The organism is Arthrobacter sp. SX1312, from assembly GCF_002929295.1.
Classification (GTDB): Bacteria; Actinomycetota; Actinomycetes; order Actinomycetales; family Micrococcaceae; genus Arthrobacter_D.
Window position 1 is genome coordinate 1 of the sequence record NZ_PJIM01000071.1, and the last position, 525, is coordinate 525.

General features: G+C 33.5%; 1 protein-coding gene. It reads right to left on the bottom strand.

Going from position 1 to position 525, the window contains the following annotated elements; translation table 11 throughout:
• Positions 1–71: 71 nt before the first annotated feature.
• Positions 72–525 (bottom strand): hypothetical protein (locus CXQ92_RS17685; RefSeq protein WP_219815811.1); only part of this gene is annotated, 454 nt, incomplete at its 5' end.

Genomic DNA, 525 nt, shown 5'->3' on the forward strand with positions numbered 1-525 from the left:
GCCAGAGATTGCAGCTAAAGAGGTTGGGTCTACCATATAGAAATCCTTGTTATCACCGTGATATCAAAATGTTACTTCAACAGTGAAGTAATTTTATCAATTTCTTTGTCTATAATAACCATACCATCAGATATGGCTAGTCTTGTTTCTCCGTCAATTAGTTTTAATCCTTGTGCATAATCTATCATGCATTCTAGGTGATCATTAATGATAGTTTTCAAGTGATCATCATCTTTGTATTTGCATTGAAGAAGATTCATTTCTTGAATCTCCTTTATTAATTCATTATTACCTTTAAATGATTGAATCAATGACCTCGCGTATGTGTAAATATTTATAATTCCGTCTCTTGATTCATCACTCAGCTTAGCAATTTCTTTAGCGTTCTGCTCATAAAAAGTAAAATTATCATCGCCAACTGGAAATCCAATAGCTAGGATTTTCCCCGGCCCTATATCATCTATATGTTCTTTCATTCTTACATCATACAGACTCAATAGTGTTGTTATCTCTCCTTTGATCCCC